Source organism: Fulvivirga marina (assembly GCF_016775155.1).
GTDB lineage: Bacteria > Bacteroidota > Bacteroidia > Cytophagales > Cyclobacteriaceae > Fulvivirga > Fulvivirga marina.
In genome coordinates, this window is record NZ_JAEUGD010000055.1 from 1 (window position 1) to 1,771 (window position 1,771).

The window sequence follows — 1,771 nt, forward strand, 5'->3', positions numbered from 1 at the left end:
ATGATGTGATCAACCTGAACAGTTACAATCTTTATAATAAACAAGGGGCTATAGAAAAGACCATGCTGATACTGATTGCAGGCCGCAAGGCTGAGCCGTCTGGTGTTGCCCCGATCAAAGATGAAGCCCCTTCACTCGAAGGTATGGTGAACAACTTTAGTGAACTCTGGGAAAGAGTATCCAGCCATATTATGCACCCACTGGAAAAAGTTATACAACAACTCAAAATAGAAACAGGACTATGATCTTTTTAAACAACCAATTAATGAAAACCGAAAGCCAGGTCAGGCTCTTTACGGTAAGCAACCCTGTAACCTTCAAGAACTACCATGACCATGAAGCCGCCCTGTTTATCCGGTTGCATGAACTTATCGCAGCATCCCAGGAACAGGGTGAAAACCCGATCGGTATGATCGAGGACTATTTGGGCATTAGCTATAACTCAGGAGAAAGTGTAGAGGAAATCGCCGCCTTTCTCTTCCAGAGTGGAGCCATGGAAAAGGCCTTATGGGACTTAAAAGACAACTGGTCAGTATTCGATCCCTCCCTTCCCGAAGATTCCCTGGTGCATGGTGGCATTTCAAGAGAAGAAAGCCTGGCTATCTACCAGGAGATCACCCTGAAAAGTTANGGTCCAAAAGGCACTCAACGAAGTGGTCAAAAGGCGCGGTAATATCGATAACTATGTCCGCGACCACCTGAAATATGCCACGGTCAAAGAGCTTTGGAACAGTCTGAGTGCAGAACAGGTAGATGCCGTTGCCCTGTACCTGGAACAGTTCGATAAAGAAATGGGCATTATTATCGCAGACCAGACGGGCATCGGAAAAGGCCGTCAGGCGGCAGCGGTTATCCGTCATGCCATTGTAAGCGGTTACCTGCCTATATTTTTCACCCGTAAGCCCGACCTATTCACCGATATGTTTCGGGACCTGAAAAGTATCGGGTTTGACGGGATACGTCCTTTCATCGTGAACACTGATACTAATGCCAGGATCAAAGATGCAGAAGGTCATGTGGTATTTTCACCCTTGAACCCCAACCAGCAAAAGGAGCTGTTAACAATCAGTCGGGAGGTTCCCACCGAAAGCCAGGAATCGATGGAATACCACAAGCGTATTAATAAGCCCTTACCCGACCCGGAACAATACCCTACCATCACGCTGACCGAGTCCATTGACTATTTGCCGGAAGATTATGATAGTATTTTCTGTACCTATTCACAAGTGCAGGCTGCCCAGCCTTATAAAAAGTTATGGTTAAGTCAATTGATCGCCAGAGGTGTGGAAGGCAGCAAGAAGTACAAAAAAGTAGTTTTCATCCTCGATGAAAGCCATATGGCAGGAAGTTTTGACTCAATCGTTGGAGAATGGATGCGCCGTATTCTTCCTAAAACCAAAACCTGCTGTTTTTTGAGCGCAACTTTTGCCAAATACCCGGAGGTCATGCCTTTCTATGCCAAGAAAACCTCGATCCGGGAGACCAATATGAGTGATATGGTATTCGTTTCTGCAATGCAACGTGGCGGGCTGGCACTTCAGGAAATCGTCGCCTCCAACCTGGCAGAGTCAGGTCAGCTTATCCGCCGTCAGCGTTCCAATGAGGGAATACATGTAGAATACAAAGTACTGGACAAGGAACCTGAACGCAGCAAGAACAGGGCAAGTGTAGACAGGATCATCAGGCTCATGAACCAGGTAGTGGCCTTTGAAGAACAGTTTATCATGCCTATTCTTAATGAGGTCCATAGTTCTGCCCGCAAGGCCGGTGA

The 1,771-nt window shown here is 46.8% G+C and carries 2 protein-coding genes; both read left to right on the forward strand.

Annotation, left to right across the window (positions count from 1 at the left end; translation table 11 throughout):
• Positions 1 to 245 (forward strand): hypothetical protein (locus JMN32_RS16330; protein WP_202857432.1); only part of this gene is annotated, 245 nt, incomplete at its 5' end.
• Between the two features lie 408 nt (positions 246 to 653).
• Positions 654 to 1,771, forward strand: a 1,118-nt coding sequence (locus JMN32_RS16340) for a strawberry notch-like NTP hydrolase domain-containing protein (protein WP_202857434.1), incomplete at its 3' end; no start/stop codon positions are given.